The following is an 18,301-nucleotide window of genomic DNA, read 5'->3' as shown; positions in this document are numbered from 1 at the left end:
GCCTACTCGTTATGCTCGAAGCACGCCTTGTACAGCGGCCGCCAGTCCTCCCCGCGCTTCTTGGCCACGTTGGTCAGGTACTCCTGCCAGGTGGTGCGGTCCTTTTCCTCGTCCTTGACGACCGAGCCCTGGAGGCCGGCGGCGAGGTCCTCGGGGGTGACCTCGCCGGAGCCGAAGCTGCCGGCGAGGGCCATGCTGTTGGCCAGGACCGAGATCGCCTCGGCCGTGGAGAGCACGCCGGAGGGGGTCTTGAGCTTGTTCTTGCCGTCGAGCGTCTGGCCCTGGCGGAGCTCGCGGAAGATGGTGACGACCTTCTCGATCGCCTCGGCGGCGGGGACCTTCGCGGTCAGCGACAGGCTCGAGGCGAGCTCGCCCACGCGCTTGCGGACGATGGCGATCTCCATCTCCAGCGTCTTCGGCGTGGGCAGCACGACGATGTTGAACCGCCGCTTGAGCGCGGCCGACATGTCATTCACGCCCCGGTCGCGGGTGTTGGCCGTGGCGATCACCGAGAAGCCCTTCCTGGCGGCGAGCTCGGTCGACAGCTCCGGCACCGACAGCCGCTTCTCCGAGAGCAGCGAGATCATCGCGTCCTGCACCTCCGAGGCGCATCGCGTGATTTCCTCGAAGCGGCAGAGCGTGCCGGATTCCATCGCGCGGTAGACGGCGCTCTTGACGAGGGCCGCGGGGCTGGGCCCCTGGGCGATGAGCATCGCGTAGTTCCAGGTGTAGCGGATCTGCTCCTCGGTCGTGCCGGCCGTCCCCTGGACGACCTTGGTGGAATCGCCGTTGATCGCGGCGGCCAGGTGCTCGGACAGCCAGCTCTTGGCCGTCCCCGGCTCACCAATCAGCAGCAGGGCCCGGTCCGTGACGAGGGTGGCGATGGCGATCTCCACCAGCCGGTCATGCCCCAGGTACTTGGGGGTGATCTCGCGCTTGCCGGCCCTGCCGCCGCAGATGTAGGTGTGGACGGCGCGGGGGGACATCTTCCAGCCGGCCGGCTTCTCGTGTTTGTCCTCCTGGATCAGGGCCGCGATCTCCTCCGCGTACAGCTCTTCCGCGGGCGCCCGGAGGACGTCGGCGCCGCCGTTGCTACCTTGCGCGGCCTTTTCGGCGGCCGCCGTGCTGCTCTTGGCCATGGGACATTCCTCGTCAGGTTGTGGCCGGGTCCGGCTCGGCCTGCCTCATCTCGGTCACGTGTCCCAGCAACTCGTCGATCATGTTCTCCGGGAGCGTGGGCAGGAGCGCCTCAAGCTTCGGCAACGCCTCGACCCGGGGGAGTTGAGGGATCAGGTGGCCGATCCAGTAGGGAATGCCGACGTAACCATACGTCGATTTCCCGCGAGCCAGAACCTTGATCAGCTCGATCATCGAGTCCGTGGCCTCGGGATGCTTGCACCGGATCATCGCGTCGAGGACCTCAGCCAGCTCGAATTGCTTCGCCGCCTTGCCGAACTTCTCCCGAAATCGTTTGGTGAGGAATTCGCGGGCGCCGGCATGCCCCGGGGTGGCGATCGCGTAGACCAGGTCGTCCCGGCCGATCTCGACCGCCAGGTCCAGCCATCGCGGGTCGATCGTCGCGGGGTCCGGGGCCTGGAAGCCCTCGGGCCTCCTCGACCTGAGCGGCAGAATGAACTCCGCAACCACGGTCTCCCGCTTCCGCCAGGCGGGGTCCAGTTGCCGCTTCTTCTCGTTGACCCGGGCGGTGAGGTAGGGGCTGAACATCGCGAAGACCTCGGCCGGCGTCCGGGTCTGGCGGGCGGCCTTGAGCGCAGGGCCGATTCCCTCCGGGGGCAGGGTCGCGTGCGCGTCGATGAGCGCGGCCTGCACGCGCGGCGGGCCCGCCGCCATGACGGGCATCAGCCGCTCGATCACGTCCTTCCCGCTCGGCGTACCATTCACGCCGGCGAGCCGGTCGAGGTCTCCGAACATGGCCAGCAGGATCCTCTCCGACCTGGCATCCTCGCGTCCTTCCAGGCATCGCAACAGCAGGATCATGCGCTCGTTTCGCTTGTCGAGCTTCTTGGCGTCCTTCTCCTTGCCTTCGAGCAGGGCCTTGAATTCCAACTCCGCCTCGTCCAGCAGGAAGTCCGTCACCGCCGGCCGGCGGCTCTGCCGGACCGGCTCGACGGCCAGGGCGAGGGCATCGGAGCGGATCGCGTCGCAGAGCGTCCGTGCCGCCTCATCGGCGCCGGAGCGGCCCAGGGCCTTGAGGGCGGCGGTCCGCACGTCCTTCGCCCTGGCCTTCGCCTGCTCCAGCAGGAAGGAGAGGTCGTCCGGCGAATCGCCGAGGCAGCCGATGGCCGCGACCCGCAACTCCTGGGAGCCCTCCTCGAGCGATCGCAGGACGTGAGGGCGAGCGGCCCCCGGGTCGATCTGGTGCATCAGCAGCAACCTCCGGACATGGCCGCCGCGCCCCTTCGGGTCGAAGCCCGCTTCCAGGTCGGGGAGGATCGCGGCCCCGTAGAGTGGCAGAACCCTGTCCGCGACCAGGTCGGCGAGCTCTCCGTAACTGTCATCGATCGCGGCCAGGGCCGGAGTGAGCAGGCGAAAGTCCTGGAATGCCCCCCGATTGATCCCGTCGCGGATGATCTCGTATCGCCCCTCGCCCCGGGACGTGAGCGCCTCCTGGAGCGGCTTGAGCGTGCGGGCCGAGGCCTGGGAGTGGGGACGGCCCACCTCGGTCGTCGGCAAGGGAGAGATCTCGCCTTCCAGCCCGGTCTCGCCCTGCGTGTAGAGGATCGAGTTGATCAGGGTGGCGAGGTCCAGGAGCGCCGCCGAGGATGTCTGCTCCTTGCTCTCGACGAGCCGGCTCACGGCCTCCGCGACCTTCGCGAAGACGGGCGCCCTGGTGCCGGCCTGCTCGAGCGGCGGCACCAGCTTCTTGAGGCGGAAGTCGCCCGGGGCGACCATGCTGCCCGCGATCGCCAGCCGGCGCACCTCATCATAGGCCTGCACCAGGGCGGGAATGCTCATGAGTCTCCCCTCGACCGATCATGGGATGCGGGACACGCTTCGATGACAGCGCCACAGTGTCACAGTGTCAGGCGGATCACCTCGGACTCGGTCACGATCGAAAGCGGCTTGACCTGCAGCTTGCGGGTGTCCAGGTCGTGCCGGAATCGGACGATCAGCGTCTGGTCCCGGAGCGCCTCCTCGGGAAGGAGCGAGAGCAGATGGACGCTCCGCGGCTCTTCCGGCAGGCCGACGTCCGTCATGACCAGCCGACCTCCGCCTCGATCCTCGACCACGAGCGCCTTCCCGATCGCGCCGATCCGGCGGAAGCTCAGGGCGCAGATCGGGTACTTGTCCGCGAGCGGATCCTTGAGGACCGACTTCACGTCCTTGACCACGGCGGCGAACTCGGCGCGGCCGTGGCCGCGGACCTTCACCAGATCGCGGGACTCGATCGGCCGGGCGAGCATCCCGTCCCAGCGGACCCGGGGGTTGAGGTCGCCCGGGTAGATGCAGAGCTCCTTGACCTGGGCCACCTGGGCGAAGCTGTCCTCGCTCTTGATGTGCCGCGCGGCCTGGTAGGGCCGATAGGTCTGAGTCAGGGCGATGCGGCCGCTGCCCAGGTCCATCCAGACGCCCGCATCGACGTATTCCTTGCGCGCCACGTCATCATACGAATGGAACGAAAGCTGGACGAGCTCCACGTCCGGCTCGACGAGGCCCGCGTCCTTCAGCTCGCGGAGCTGCCAGGCATGCCCCAGCCAGGCGGCGATGCCGGTGTCGGTCTCCGGCGCGAGCTCCGGGTCGTCCAGCCGGGTCCGGAGGTAGGCCCGCCCCTTGCGGATCAAGGCGTGCAGGCGGCAGAGCTGATCGAGGGCCTCGCCGTAGACGGACTCGCGCCCGGCCCCGGTGCGCTCCTCGCCCCCCGCATCGCGGAAGAGCTTCGTGAAGCCGTGGAGGGCCGCCTGGGCGCCCGGGAGATACGCATTGCCGAGCTGCCGGGCCTGCTCCTCCAGCTCGCGGGCCGTCTTCGCGTTCACGTTGCCGATGCCCAGCCGGACGACGTCCAGCACCAGCTTCTCCAGGAGGTCGACGCCGTCGAGCTGCGCCTTGATCTTCTTGGCGAGCGCCGACTTGTTGACCGTCACGGGCTTCTCGGCGTCGGCCTTCTTCTTCTCGACGCGAGCCGCCACCTTCTCCCGTTTGGCCGCGATCTCTTCCGGGACGTCGGCCGTCGCGAACGGCTTGCCGTCGGCCCTCGCGTAGAGCAGCCCCAGGGCGTGCTTGCAGGGGAACTGTCGGCTCGGGCAGTTGCAGCGATAGACGGGCTTCTCCGGCACGGCGAAGTCCGCCGAGCAGAGGTAGGGCGTCTTGCCGCTCCCCGCGCATTGCCCGAACAGGAGCGTCTGGTCGGGGGACTCGTTCAGCGAGAGGAATTTCTTCTTGAGGACCAGGGCCCGCCCATTCTTCGCCGCGTCCGCGTTGGGCGCAGCGGCGTCGACGAAGTCTTCAGTGATCGTGATCATTCCAGTCGGCCCATCGGAACCGTGAACCGAGGAGAGAACCGGGTGCGATTCTAGGTGTCGTGGAGATGCCACACAACCGGGTGCTGCCACGACAGGGCGCATGATACACGCTGCCCGCCATAGTGTCCATGCGTATCCCATGGATTCCCGCGATCAGGCGAGGATCTGGGCGATGGGCTCGCCTTCCTCGACGATCCGCATGGTCCGGCCCAGGACGGGGAGCTCCATCTTCGTGTGGTCGAGGCCGAGCTGCTGGAGGATCGTGGCGTGGAGGTCGCTGTAGTAGTGGCGGTCCTCGACGGCCCGGTAGCCGACGTCGTCGGTGGCGCCGTGGACGGTGCCCCCCTTGACGCCACCGCCGGCCAGCCAGCACGAGTAGCCGCGCGGGTTGTGGTCGCGGCCGGTCGTGTTCTGGGACCAGGGGCTGCGGCCGAACTCGCTCGTCCAGACGACCAGGGTCTGATCGAGCAGGCCGCGGGCCTTCAGGTCGCGGATCAGGCCGGCGATCGGCCGGTCGGTCGCGCGGCAGAGCGGCGCGTGGGTCCGGATGTCGCCGTGGGCGTCCCAGGCGCCGTTGCCGCCGCCGGCATGGCAGACCTGGATGAATCTCACCCCGCGCTCCGCCAGCCGACGCGCCAGCAGGAGCTGGCGGCCGAACTCCTCGGTGGCGGGGTCGCCGATCCCGTAGAGGTCCCGGACGTGCCGCGGCTCATCGGCGATGTCCACGGCCTCCGGCGCCCAGAGCTGCATCCGCGCGGCCAGCTCGTACGCCTTCGTCCGGGCGGCGATGTCGGACTCCATGGCGTAGCGGTCGCGGAAGCCGCGGTTCAGCTCCTCGAGGGCCTCCATCCGGCGGTCGCGGTCCGAGCGGCTGGTCCCCCGCGGCGGCCTGAGATTGGGGATTGGAGATTCGCCCGTCTGGAAGGGCGTCGCCGCCACCGACGCGCCGAGATAGCCCCCCGTCAGTTGCACGGGCGACGAGGGCCGGCCGATGTTCACGAACGTGGGCAGATTCCGGTTGGCGCTCCCCAGCGCGTAGGAAACCCAGCTCCCGAAGGTCGGGTGGTCGAACGGCCGGCCGCGGTGCCCGGTGCAGGTCTCGATCACCGCCGGGAAGTGGTTCCCCTCGTGGCACCACATGGAGCGGACGACGGCGATCTCGTCGATCACCGAGCCGACGCACGGGAACCAGTCGGACACGGGGATGCCCGACTCGCCGTGTCGCGTGAACGTCCGCTCGCAGTAGATGACCGGGCGCCTCATCTCCGCGGAGTTGTCGCCGAAGCCGACGGCGTCGATGAGCTTGCCGGCCCACCGGTTGTCCTTCGGGTCGAACGTGTCGATATGGCTGACGCCGCCGCACATGAACAGGAAGATGACGGACTTCGCCCTCGGCTCGAAGTGCGGCCCGCGGATCGCGGCGTCGATGTCGCCGGCCTCCGCCCACATGCCCCCCAGGGCCACGCCCAGGAAGCCGCCGCCGGCGCGGCGGAGGAAGTCGCGGCGGGTGACACGTCCGCACGGGAAGAGGGGCTGGGCGTTCATGGGGAGGTCTCAGCGGACGAAGAGGAACTCGTCCAGGTTCAGGAGGAGCCAGGCCAGGCCCTTCAGGCGCTCCGGGTCGCGATCGATGTAGGCGAGCGAACGGTCCTTTTCCGCCGGCGTCGGCGGCCGCGAGATGGCGAGCCGATAGGCGAGGTCGACCGCCGCGGCGAGGTCGCCGCCGGACTCGTCCTTCAGCCTCGCGGCGAACCGCACCGTCGCTCGCTCGACGGCCTCGCCGTTCATGAGGAAGAGCGCCTGGGGTGGCGCGACGGTGCGGGTCCGCACCGGGCACGGGACCCGGCCGTCATCGACGTCGAAGGCCTGGAGGAAGACCGGCACGACGTCGCGGCTCGTCGAGTAGCCGCGGATCATGTAGGCGGCTCGGCGGCTGGTGGGGCTCGCGGTCGCGGTCCCGGTCCCGGTCCCGGTCGAGCCTCCCCGCATGCCACCCCGGCCGCCGGCCGGGTCGAACGACGGGCCGCCCACGGCCATGTCGAGGCCGCCGGCCGCCGCCCAGATCGCGTCCCAGATCGGCTCGGCCTCGAGGCGGCGCAGCGGGAATCGCCAGAGGTAGGCGTTCGTCGGGTCGGAGGCGGCGTTCGATTCGGCGAGTCCCGGGGGGGCCTCGGACCCTCTCCTGTAGGCTTCCGAGGTCACGATCAGGCGATGGATCGCCTTCATCCGGAACCCGCGGGCCGCGAACTCCGAGGCCAGCCAGTCGAGCAGCGCGGGATCGGCGGGGGTGCCGCCGAGCTTGCCGAAGTCGCTGGGCGACCGGTGCAGGCCCTCGCCGAAGTGCCATTGCCAGAGCCGGTTGACCGCGACGCGGGCGAAAAGAGGGTTCTCGGCCGTCGTCAGCCAGTCGGAGAAGGCCTCGATCCGGCCTTCGCGGAAGTCGGGCTTCTCCGGGCCGAACGGCCAGCCGGGCTCGACAGGGTGCTTCTTCTCGGGACGATCCGGGTCACCGCTCGTGAGGATGTAGCTCGTCTCGGCCGCACGCCTCGGGTCGACCTCGACCGTCCAGAAGGCCGCCAGCGGCGCGTCGCGACGGCCGCCTCCCGCGGCGTCGAGCTTCGCCTGGAGCTCCCGGTATCGTCGCTTCTCCGCCTCCGGCATCACGGCCAGGATCTTGTCCGTGTCGATCCGCAGGACCGGGAAGTAATCATCGGCCACCTTCCGCTCGGCCGCGGAACGCTCGGCGTCGGGCTTGAGGATGATCGCCCTTACCTCGGGAGGGAGCATCGCCACCCGCTCGTCATGCAGCCTCTTGCGGTACGGTGCGATCAGCTCGTCGATCGGGCCCTCGACCGCCGCCCGCTTCCGCTCGGCCTCGTCGATCGCCTTCCCCGCCGCGACGATCTCCGCGGGCGTCGCCAGCACCACCTTGCGGACGACCAGCGGGTCGAAGAGCGCCTTCATGGCGTAGTAGTCGCGTTGGGAGATCGGGTCGAACATGTGGTCGTGGCACTTGGCGCAGGCGACGGTCATGCCCATGAAGGCGGAGGAGACCGTCTCGACGGCGGCCATCGGCAGCTCGCCGGCATCCTTGCCGTCGCGGAAGACGGCACCGCGAGAGAGCAGGCCGAGCGCGAACATGTCGTCGGCCCGCGGTTCCTTCCGGCTCCGGTGGCCGGTGGCGGATATCTGGGTCCGCTCGGCCGACCGATATCCGGTCAACTGGGCGCGGACGAACTGGTCGTACGGGAGGTCGTCGTTGATGGCCCGGATGACCCAATCCCGCCAGAGGTGGATGCCCGCCGCGGCGACCATCCGCTCATCCACGTCGGCGTAGCGGAGCACGTCGAGCCAGAATCGGCCGTAACGGACTCCATGCTGCTCGCTCGCCAGGAGCCGATCGACGACCTTCTCATAGGCGTCCGGCGATGAGTCGCGGAGGAATGCCTCCTGCTCTGCGATCGTCGGCGGCAGGCCGGTCAGATCGAACGTGACCCGTCTCAGCAGCGTCCGCTTATCCGCGGGCCCCGCGGGGGTAAGCCCTTTCGCGCGGTGGTCCGCGGCCAGGAAGGCGTCGATCGGGTTGATTGGAGTCGTGCTCGCGCCCGCCGGCGTGCCCGGCCGGACGACCGGCTTGAGGGCCCAGGGGCCCGGCTCGGCCGCGCCGGCCGCGGGGGTTGCGAGCATCAGGCAGGCCACGGCCCTGGCGATGAGTCCCGGCGTTCGCTCCACGTTTTCCACTCCGGGCGTGAGTGTCGGCGGGGTCGGAATGAACCGGTGAGATGAGGACCAGCTTACAGTAACGGGCCGTGGCTGTCACGGCTTCCGAACCCGGGCTTCGGGAGCTCGGCCCGTTCAGCCGATCCGGACGTCGAAGCGGAGCGGGCTCGCAGGGCCCATGTCCGGCCAACGAAGCCGCAGGAACGCCGCGCCCAGAAACGCCCCCGTCCTCGCGGGGTCGTCGAGTTCGCCACGATCCTCCACGCGAGAGAAGACAACCCGATCCCACCTGCAATTAAAACATAACATGAACACTATTCAACCCGACCCGCCATGGAGCGGGCTGCATGGCGTCGATGATCCACCCCGGGGTGAGGTCATGCCATGCGAGCCATCGGCGGGCGGGTTCGCGCGGGCGCCCAGACGTCGGGCGAGGGGGAAGGTGTCCCAGAGGCGAGCGGTCCGGTCGCCGGAGCCGGAGACGAGCGTCGCCCCGTCGGGCGTGAAGGCCAGTGACATGACGTAATCCTGATGCCCCTCGAGTCGCAGGAACTCGTCACCACGGCTCGCGTCCCAGATGCGGATCGACCGATCTCGGCCCGCCGTCGCGATCCGGGTCCCGTCGGGGTGGAAGATGGCCGAATAGATCTGGTGGCGATGACCGCGGAGGATGGCAAGCGGCCGGCCATCGGTGGCGTCCCAGAGGCGCGCCGTATGGTCCTCGCTACCGGTCAGGAGGCGGAGCCCGTCCGGGCTGTAGGCGATCGTCGGGATCCGATCCGCATGTCCCCGGAGCCTTGTGACGGATCGACCGGTCTCGGCGTCGATGACGGCGGCGTCGGTGTCGTCCCCCGACACGGCCAGCCGCCGGCCGTCCGGGCTGAACGCCACGGCCTGCGCCGAGTGGATCGGGTGGTCCAGCGGCGGGCGTTCGCGGCCGGAACCCACGTCCCAGAGCCGCACTCGCCCGTGATCCGCGGCGGCGAGGACCGCGCCGTCGGGGCGGAAGGCGAGCCCCTGGGGGCACCAGCGGTCCCAGCCCACCTCGCGGAACACCGCCTTCATCTCGCGAGCGGCGGGGTCCCAGATCCGGACCGTCGAGTCGGACGCCCGCGAGGCGAGCCGTCCGCCGTCGGGGCTGAAGGCCAGGTCGGAGATCCATCCGGAGTGCCCTTCGAGCACGGCGACGGGGAGGCCGCTGGCGGCGTCCCAGAGGCGGATAACGTTGTCCCAGGCTCCGGTGGCGATCCATCGGCCGAGCGGGTCGACCGCCACGGCGTAGAGGTAGCTGTCGTGGCCCCGGAGGATCGTCGGGTCGGCGAGCATCGAGGGGACGTCCCAGAGGCGGATCGACCGGCCCTCCGGGCCCTCGTCGACGGAGAGAAGTCGCGAGCCGTCGCCGTTGAACGCCAGGGCGTTGACCTGGCGGCGGTGCCCGTCCAGGACGACCCCGGCCTCTCCGGTGCGGGCGTCGCGAAGCCGGATCGGGCCGTCGTCGCCGGACCAGACGATCCATCGGCCGTCGGGGCTGTAGGCGACCGCCCGAATCGGCCCGTGGCTGTCGGCGAACTCGCGGAGCCGGCGGCCCGTCCGGGCTTCCCACTCCCGGAGCGACTGGTCCTCCATCCCCGTCAGCAACCGCGAGCCTTCCGGGTGAAACGCCAGGGAGAATACGCGTCGTTGATAGCCGAGGAGGTCGGCGACGCGGCGGCCGGTCTCGACGTCCCAGACCGACGTGGTGTCGCCGCTCGAAATCGCGAGCAGGCGTTCGTCCGGGCTGAAATCCATGACCAGGACGCCGTGGTCGATCCGCCGGTTCGTCCCGTCGGCGGTGTCGAAGATCCGCACCGTGGGCGTGGCGTCCGGCCGATCCGCGGGGTAATACGCGGCCAGTCGGCGGCCCTTGCGGGAGATGGCGACCGCCGCGACCGGGCGACGATCGTCCGCATGAAACTCGCGGACCAGACGTCCGTCCGGGCCGAGCAGCCGGAGCTCCCCCGCGGCCCCCGCGCGGATCAGGCCGCCGCGCCCGCCACCGACCGGCCAGACGGCCTCGCCCGGCTCGCGGTCGAATCCGACGTCGGGACGACGGCCCTCGACATCTCTGAGGAAGATCCTCGAGCGATCGGTCAGGTACGCGGCGGCGCCGCCTTCGAGGAAGCAGGCCCCGGCGATGCCCAGGGGCGGCTCCTCGTCGACGCGGGCGAGGCTGGCATCGAGCCGTCCCTGGAGATACCGCCACTCCCAGCCGCGGCGGTCGGGGGCGACGGCCTCGAGCTGCCGCGTCGCATCGGCGATCCGGTGGTCGCCGAGCGCGGCCAGGGCGGTCATGAGCCGCGCCTGGTAGGCTTCCCGCTCCGCGATCCGCCGCGCCTCGTCGGCCCGGCCCACGGCCGCGACGGCCAGCCGGTGCTGGCGGGCCTCGGCCAGGGCGAAGGCGGTCGAGACGACGGCGCCGATCAGCAGGGCGGCGACCACGCCGAGGCCGCCGGCCACGGCCGCCCTGTTCCGACTCGCGAACTTGCCCCATCGCTCCCACGGGGACGGCGGCCGGGCGGAGATCGGCTCCCCGGCGAGGAATCGGCCGAGATCATCGGCCAGGTCGCCGGCCGTCGCGTACCGTCGCGCCGGCGCCTTCTCCAGGCACTTCATCGCGATCGTCTCCGCGTCCCGCGGCACGCCCGGGACGAGCCGCGAGGGGGAGACCGGCTCGAGGTGCTTTACCTGGTCGAGCGTCTCGAGGACCGTCGCCCCGCGGAACGGCGGGCCGCCCACCAGCAGCTCATAGAAGATGGAGCCCAGGGCATGGACGTCCGCCGCCGGTCCGACCTCCCGCGCCTTGCCCTCGGCCTGCTCGGGGGCCATGTAGCTGGGGGAGCCGAGGATCATCTCCGTGCGGGTCAGGCCGGCATCGATCCCCTGGAGCTTGGCGAGCCCGAAGTCGGAGATCTTCGGCGTGCCGTCGGCCGCCATCAGGATGTTGGCGGGCTTCAGGTCGCGATGGACGATCCCCCGCCGATGCGCCTCGTGGATCGCCCGGGCCACCGGCTCGATCATCCGGGCCGCGTCGGGGGGCGGCCAGGGCGTGCCGTCGATCCGGCCCGACAGCGGGCCCCCCTCGACGAGCTCCATCTCGAGGAACGGCCGGCCGTCGTGCTCGCCCATGTGGAACGTCTGGACGACGTTCGGATGGCGAAGGCGGGCGATCGCCTCGGCCTCCGCCAGAAATCGCAGGACCGCCCCCTCGGCCGCGGCGCCGGTCGCCAGGATCATCTTGAGGGCGCAGGGCCGGTTCAGCCGCAGGTTGACCGCGCGATGGACCACCCCCATCCCGCCGCGACCGAGCTCGCCGATGATCTCGTACCCGGGCACCTCCGGCACCACCATTCCGGCGGTTGACCTCGCGTCCGCCGGGTCCTTCGAGGTGGCGAACGTCGGGGCGTCGACGGCTCCCCACACGATCGAGGGGTGTGTCAGTTCCTCGAGGACCGCCTGGCAGTCCGGGCAGCCCTCGACGTGGGCTGCCACGAGCACCCGGGGGCCCTCGTCGGGCCGCGGCAGCAGCAGGGCCTCGAGGTCGCGGCGATCGGGGCAGTCGGACACCATCGCCTCCTCACCGCGTCATCGTGGCTCCGTCGGCGACACGCTCCAGGGCCTGGATCTCGGACCTCAGGCGGGCGAGGACCGAGCTCTTGGCGACGAAGACGTTCGTCACCTTCATCCCCAACCGGTTCGCAGCCTCGGCGCCGGAGAGCCCCTCCACGGCGGTCAGGCGATAGGCCTCCCAGGTGGTGGGGGCGACCCTGAGGCGGACGCGCCGTTGTGCCTCCTCGAGCAACTCCAGGTCGAACTCGGCCGCGAGCCGATCCACCAGGTCGTCGCGCGCCGCGACCTCGCCCACGGCCGACAGCGGCAGCCCGTCGCGGAACCCGCGGCCGGAGACCATCTCGGCCCAGGCATGCTCGGTGAGGGTGCGAAGCCAGCCCCGGAAGCTCCGGCCCGGATCGTAGACGAAAACCTTCATCCGATCGACCAGTCGCTGAAGGACCATCGCCGCGACGTCCTCGGCGTCGGCGTCCTGGAGCCCCCTCGCCCGCGCCCAGCCCCGGATCTTGGGCGAGTACCGGGCTACGAACCGGCCCCAGGCCGCCTCATCGGTCGCGTCGGCCGCGAGCTGCATCAGGAGGCTGGCGTGCGTGCCCGAGTCGTTCGACGAGGGCATGGGAAAAGCTCCGGCGTCGGAGATCACGAACCGAACGGTTCCGTCGGGGACATCTGGACTCCCCGATCTTAAGGACGCACGCATGCGTCTGCAAGCGGCTTCCCGACGCCACCGGTCCGGATGGCCCCAGAGACCCGCGGTTGGATCGGATTGCTTTTTTTCCCATTCCGCGCCTTAGGTTTGGACGCCATGACCGGTACTGAGCTAGGAACGTCCCAACCGTGCATGCGACGAGACCTGGGCCGGCGACACTCCCAAGTGATCAACCGGACAGATCCGCGCGGCCGCCGAGCTCGCCTTATCACGTCCGCCATTCACCCGCGAGAGGTTCACCATGTCGCACCGCCGCCCCGGGCCGTCGGACGGCCGCCACCACGCAGGACGCCAGGCCCGCACCGGGACCCGGAGACGGATGAGGCCCCGGCTCGAGGCGCTCGAGGATCGGACGCTGCTGGCGGTCTATAACGTCACGACGTTCGCCGACGTCGTCAACGCCTCCGATGGTGTGCTCAGCCTCCGCGAGGCCGTGAACGCGGCCGACGTGGCCGGGGGGACGAACTCGATCAACCTGCCCGCCGGGACCTATGGTCTGAGCCTGGGCCGGCTCGACCTGACCAAGGGTAGCATCACGATCACCGGCGGATCTCCCTCGGCGATCCTGCAGGGAAATGGTCGGGTCGGGGTCATGTACGTCGGGCAAGGGGTGACGGCCAACCTTGATCACCTCACCCTGACGAACGGCTTCAGCAACTTCGGGGGGGCGGGCCTGTTCAACGACGGCACGGCCAACCTGAGCAACGTGGTCGTGAGGAACAACACCGCCCACGCCGCCGGGAAAGCGGCCACGGGCACGGCGGGGGCGAGAGTCTACGGCGGTGGGATCAATAACACCAACACCGGTACGATGACCCTGACGGACTCCACCGTCACGCTCAACACGGCGACCGCCGGGGACGGGGCTGATGCGAACGTTGATTCGAGCCTCCACCTCATCCCGGCCACATCCGGGGGGACCGCCTGGGGCGGCGGAATCCTCAACGGGGGACGGCTCTCGCTCGTTCGCAGCTCGGTGGCGTCAAACTTCGCGATCGGCGGCGCCGGGGGGACGACAGCGTCGCTGATCCAATTCCTGTTCCCTTCCGCGAGCCCGCAGGCAGCCGGCGGAGACGGCCGGGGCGGCGGGATTGGGAATTACGTCGTCAGCGGCCCGGGCGTAACGACCCTGGACGCCGCGAGCGCCCTCTCTGCCAACGGGGCCCGGGGCGGCGGAGGCGGGGGGAATGGCCTCGGCGGCGGACTCTACGTGGATTCCGGCACGGTCACCATCAACGGGTCGCTGGCGAGCAACCAGGCCACCGGCGGCGCGGGGTCGACCGGGATCGCGACAGCGGGGGGCGCGGGAGGCTCCGGGGAGGGAGGCGGGGCCTTCCTTGCCGCGGGGTCGCTCGACCTGTCGGGGGCGACGGTCTCCTCGAACGTCGCGACCGGAGGCATCGGCGGCGCCGGCCTCGCCGGGTCGGCGGGGGCCGCGGGCTCCGGCAGGAGTCCCATCGACGGTAGTGTGGGCAACCCCGGAGCGCCGGGCACCAACGGCGGCAACGGCGGCAACGGCGGTTTCTCCGGCGGGGGCGGGACATTCCAAGCGGGCGGCACACTGACCGCCACCGGCGGCATCTGGTCCGCCAACACGGCACACGGCGGCTCGGGCGGCGTCGGCGGCGCGGGCGGCGTGGGAGGGATGGGGACCGATCGCCTCGACGATCCGGATTTCGGCGCCGCGGGCGGCAACGGCGGCCCGGGAGGGACTGGCGGGCACGGCGGCGGCGGCGGATACACGACGGGCGGGGCATTCGCCATGTCCAACGGTACCGCGACGCTCACGGGCATCGCGTTCGCGAGCAACTCGGCAACCGCTGGCGACGGCGCCGCCGGGGGACTGGGTGGGGCGGGTGGCAACGGCGGCGAGGGCGGGGTGAACACCTCGGCGAACTACATCGACGTGGTGACCCAGAACATCCCCTACTACACGGCGTATGACGGCGGGAGAGGCGGCGGGGCCGGTGCCGCTGGCGACGCGGGGGCCGGGGGCGAGGCGGGGGGAGGCGGGTTGGCCGTCGGCCAGGCGCCGGGCGGCTCGACGTCCTTGACGCTTGCGGGTAGCTCCGTCACGAACAACGCGGCCGTCGGCGGCAACGGGGGTGTCGGCGGACACGGCGGCAACGGGGGTGTCGGCGGACACGGCGGCTGGATGCATCCGGATCAGGATCCCGAGAACTGGCCGATCGGATCGGACTGGGTCCAGTACGGCGGGCTCCAGGCCAATGGCGGTGTCGGTCAGGGTGGCCACGGCGGCTCGGGCGGCCAGGGGGGCAACGGGGGCGGCGGTGGCGCCGGGCACGGCGGGGGCCTCTACGAGATCGGCGGCCTGGTGACCGTCACGAACGTGACCCTGGCTGCGAACGCCACGACCGGAGGCACCGGAGGCCAGGACGGCAACGGCGGCGACGGTGGCAACGGCGGCGAAGCCACGGACAACGCCATCTACACCAACGGCGATGGCGGCAACGGCGGCAATGGCGGCAACGCCGGGAATCTCGCCGGCAAGGGCGGGGATTCCCAGGGTGGCGCCGCCTATGTCAGCGGCGGGATCGCCCTGCTGAGGTTCGTGACCGCCTCCACGAACGCCGTAAACGACGCGCCTCTGGTCTGGCCGCAAGGCCAGGGGGGCAAGGGCGGGATCGGTGGCGTGACCGGGTTGTATGGCGGGCAGCATGGGCTCGCGGGAAGCCCCGGATCGGGCAGCATCTACGCGGGCAACGAAGGCACGACCGACGGTTCGGCTTTCAACACCACGGCCGCCAACGGCTCCGTGACCGTCACCAACTCCATCCTGGCCGGAAACGCGGGCGCCCCGAACGACGTCGTTGGGCGTTACTCGACCGGGGGAGGCAACGTCATCGGCCCGGCCAGTTCCCCGGGGGACTTCAATGGGCAGGGAGACCTCACCGGGGTCGGCGCGACGGGGCTCCTGCCCCTGGGCAACTACGGCGGAGCGACCCCGACGATGCCGCCGGCGGCGGGGAGCAAGGCCCTCAACCGCGGAGTGGTCCTCTCGACCGTGACCACCGACCAGCGAGGCTTCGCCCGAACCATCAATGGCATGACCGACTCCGGGGCGGTCGAGCACCAGCCTGCATCCTCCTTCACAATCTCGGGCCCGACCTCGACGGTCGCGGGGGTCGCCCAGACGTACACCGTGACCGCCCTGGACTCGCAGGGGATCCGATCCTACGGTTACGCGGGCACGGTGGCGATCACGAGCGGCGACAGGAAGGCGGTGCTACCGAACAACTTCAACCTGACCAACGGGCTTGGCAGCTTCACGATCACGCTGGAGACGTCCGGATCACAATCGATCACCGCGACCGAATCGGGCGGCTCGATCTCAGGCTCGGCGACCGTGGTCGTCTCCCCGGCCGCCTTCGACCACCTGGCCTTCGGCCAGCAGCCGACGAACGCCGTCGCAGGCTCCTCCATCGCCCCGACCGTGACGGTCCAGGCGGTCGATGCGTATGGGAATGTCGTCACGGCCCAGACCGGCACGGTCACGCTCACGCTCGCCGACAACCCGACCTTCGCCGCGCTTTACAACGCCTCGTCCGCGCTGGTCCAGGGGATCGCCTCGTTCCCGAACCTGACCGTGGACCTGCCGTCGGGGAGGTACACGCTGGCGGCGTCCGGGATCGGCAACTCCACGACCACCTCCGCGGCATTCGGCGTCTCCCCCGCGCTCGTCCGGCGGGCCTCCGGCCCGAGCACGGTCAATCAGGGGGCACCCTACACCCTGAAGCTGATGGCGACCGGGGGGACCGTCGGCTCCTGGATCATCAACTGGGGCGACGGCACGACCAGCACCGTCGCGGGCACCGCCACGGCGGCGAGCCATACCTACTGGGTGGCCGCCAACCTGGGCATCACGGTCTCGGAGTCCGACTCCGACGGCACCGTACGGGCGGTCCAGTACAACCCGAGGAATTACGCGTCGGATTTCCAGGCGTCGATGCCGATGGCGGGATGGTCGTACCTCTGGAACAAGAACGGACCGATCGGCACGGCGTCCAACTACGTCCCCCTGGTCTGGGGCGGGAACTTCGGCGGGAGCTACACCACCGACGCCACAGCCTTCCCCTCCGCCGGGCCCGGCGGCTTCGGCATCCTCGGACGGAGCTACGGGCATCCGGGCACCGGGTCGGGCCAGAACGGCACCTTCGACCGAGACGTGATCGCCGGGTTCACCGTCCCCCGCGGTGGCACGTACCAGATCATCGACGGCGTCATCAACCGGAACAACGGCGCGGCCGGCGGGTCGATCGAGCTGCTCACCTACAAGGGAAACGGCCAGCTCGGAGATCGAACCGGCATCGTCAGCGCGACGACCTTCGGAAGCTCGCCCGTCGCGATGGCCACGGGCGATGCCTTCTACCTGGCCGTCGGGCCCGAGGGCGGCGACGGCTACGACTCGTTCGGGTGGGATTTCACGGTCGTCCAGACCGATCGCGTGCCGGTGATCGTCGCGCCGGTCAGCCGCAGTGCCACCGGCCCGGCGTCGGTCGTCGAGGGCCGGCCCTACTCGCTCACCCTGGCCGCATCCGGCGGCACCCTGGCCTCATGGACGGTGGACTGGGGCGACGGCACGATCGCCACGCTCCCGGCCACGGCATCCCTGGCCTCCCACACGTTCACGGGTGCCGCCACTCGCACCATCCGGGTCTCGGCGACGGACGCCGACGGGACCGTCCGCCCGGCCGATACCCTGATCCGCGACTACGCGACCGACTTCCTCGCCCCGACGCCGGCCGCCGGCTGGTCCTACCTCTGGAATGGCGGAGGCGCCGTCGGCAATCCGGCGAACTACACCGCGATGGTCGCGAACCCGGCGAACACGCGCTACCAGGCCGTCACGACGTCCTACCCCTCCAGCTATCCCGCCGGCTTCGTCGCGCTCGGGGCCAACGGCGGGCATCCGGGGGGCGGCTCGGGCCAGACACCGGGCGGCTACGACGTCGCCGCGATCGCCGCCTACACGGTCCCCGCGGGGGGCACCTACAGGCTCGGCAACGGCACCCTGACCCGGGCCAACGGCGGGGCCGGGGGCACGATCGGCCTGGCCGCGTATTCCGGCTCCACGCGCCTGCTGAGCGACCCGGGCGTGGCCGGGACGATCGCCTGGGGCTCCGCCCCGGTCTCGCTGGCCGCGGGGTCAACGCTCTACGCCGCGGTCCTGCCCGAAGGGAGCGACGGTTACGACTCGTTCGCCTGGGACTTCAACGTGATCCGCGTCGGCGATTTTTCCATCACGGTGATCCACGCCAACCGAGCCAGCAGCTTCGTCGTCCAGGACGGGCAACAGCAAAGGTCGCTGGTCAACACCCTCTCGCTCGACTTCGACGGCGGCGCGGGGTTCTCCACGATCCTCTCGCCGGGCCGCGTGACTCTCAGCCGGCTGACACCCGGCGGCACGCCCCAGGACGTGTCGCTGGCCGGCGCGCTGACGCTCGTCGGCACGCGGCTCACGTTCAACTTCGGGGCGAAGGGGCTGGGCGACGGCCGCTACGTCCTGAAGGTGGACGCCGACGGCGACGGCGTCGCCGAGACCGTCCTGAGCTTCCACCGCCTCTTCGGCGACTCCGACGGCGACGGCGACGTGGACGCCACCGACTACAAGACGTTCCTCGCCGCCTACAAGAAGCCGGCCGCCTATGCCGCCAACTGGTTCCTTGACGTGGATGCCGACGGCATGATTTCCGACGCCGACTTCGCCGCCTTCCGGCTCCGCTACGGGACCAGGATCTGACGACCCGCGGACGACCATTCCCCC

Annotated in this window: 8 protein-coding genes; 1 reads left to right on the top strand and 7 read right to left on the bottom strand. The window is 70.6% G+C overall.

Going from position 1 to position 18,301, the window contains the following annotated elements; genetic code table 11:
* Nucleotides 1–2: 2 nt before the first annotated feature.
* The 7 genes from G6O54_RS15190 to G6O54_RS15160 all read right to left on the bottom strand — a co-directional run bounded on the left by G6O54_RS15190 (nt 3) and on the right by G6O54_RS15160 (nt 12,423).
* Nucleotides 3–1,139 carry an ATP-binding protein gene (locus G6O54_RS15190; protein WP_165226492.1) on the bottom strand — a complete coding sequence of 379 codons (1,137 nt, stop codon included), beginning with the start codon at nt 1,137–1,139 and terminating at the stop codon, nt 3–5.
* Between the two features lie 13 nt (nt 1,140–1,152).
* Complete coding sequence (locus G6O54_RS15185; protein WP_165226491.1) at nt 1,153–2,976, bottom strand: HEAT repeat domain-containing protein; 1,824 nt, start codon at nt 2,974–2,976, stop codon at nt 1,153–1,155.
* A 59-nt stretch (nt 2,977–3,035) separates the two neighbouring features.
* Nucleotides 3,036–4,481 (bottom strand): SWIM zinc finger family protein, encoded by a 1,446-nt coding sequence (locus G6O54_RS15180; RefSeq protein WP_165226490.1) that lies wholly within the window; start codon nt 4,479–4,481, stop codon nt 3,036–3,038.
* Nucleotides 4,482–4,634: 153 nt separating this feature from the next.
* Nucleotides 4,635–6,026 (bottom strand): DUF1501 domain-containing protein, encoded by a 1,392-nt coding sequence (locus G6O54_RS15175; protein ID WP_165226489.1) that lies wholly within the window; start codon nt 6,024–6,026, stop codon nt 4,635–4,637.
* Nucleotides 6,027–6,035: 9 nt separating this feature from the next.
* Nucleotides 6,036–8,213, bottom strand: a complete 2,178-nt coding sequence (locus tag G6O54_RS15170; protein ID WP_250846907.1) for a DUF1549 and DUF1553 domain-containing protein — start codon at nt 8,211–8,213, stop codon at nt 6,036–6,038.
* A gap of 306 nt (nt 8,214–8,519) precedes the next feature.
* Entirely contained in the window at nt 8,520–11,804 is a 3,285-nt protein-coding gene (locus G6O54_RS15165; RefSeq protein ID WP_165226488.1) for a WD40 repeat domain-containing serine/threonine protein kinase, read from the bottom strand.
* Between the two features lie 10 nt (nt 11,805–11,814).
* Nucleotides 11,815–12,423, bottom strand: coding sequence for an RNA polymerase sigma factor (locus G6O54_RS15160; protein WP_165226487.1), 609 nt, complete (start codon nt 12,421–12,423; stop codon nt 11,815–11,817).
* Nucleotides 12,424–12,757: 334 nt separating this feature from the next.
* Between G6O54_RS15160 and G6O54_RS38370 the strand changes: the two genes are divergently transcribed.
* Nucleotides 12,758–18,277 (top strand): beta strand repeat-containing protein, encoded by a 5,520-nt coding sequence (locus G6O54_RS38370; protein ID WP_165226486.1) that lies wholly within the window; start codon nt 12,758–12,760, stop codon nt 18,275–18,277.
* Nucleotides 18,278–18,301 lie beyond the last annotated feature (24 nt).

The sequence above is a fragment of the Aquisphaera insulae genome, from assembly GCF_011064615.1.
GTDB lineage: Bacteria > Planctomycetota > Planctomycetia > Isosphaerales > Isosphaeraceae > Aquisphaera > Aquisphaera insulae.
The sequence above is the reverse complement of the archived record's forward strand: the minus strand, read 5'-3'. Positions and strand labels throughout refer to the sequence as shown.